The following is a 239-nucleotide window of genomic DNA, read 5'->3' on the forward strand; positions in this document are numbered from 1 at the left end:
GCTGCAACCAGTGTGAAAGTAGGTTATCGTCAGGCTTGTTATTCGCAGTAGAGAAAAACCCCGCCAGCAATGGTGGGGTTTTTTTTCGTCTGCTGGTTTTTTTATTGTTCACCCCATACGAAGGCTGGGGTCAGACCCTCAACACCGTCAACGCAAAGGTCATCGCCAACGCACGAAGGTAAGCGTCAAGCCAGCGCCGTCTTGAGCCCGTCAATGAATCAGAAGATGATGGCATCACA

1 protein-coding gene is annotated in these 239 nt (G+C 50.6%); it reads left to right on the forward strand.

Annotated elements, in window-relative coordinates; genetic code table 11:
* A partial coding sequence (locus K0F85_RS28420) for a hypothetical protein (protein WP_219119141.1) occupies nt 1-182 on the forward strand: 182 nt, incomplete at its 5' end.
* Nucleotides 183-239: the final 57 nt, after the last annotated feature.

It is taken from the genome of Janthinobacterium sp. UMAB-56 (assembly GCF_900095265.1).
GTDB lineage: Bacteria > Pseudomonadota > Gammaproteobacteria > Burkholderiales > Burkholderiaceae_D > Janthinobacterium.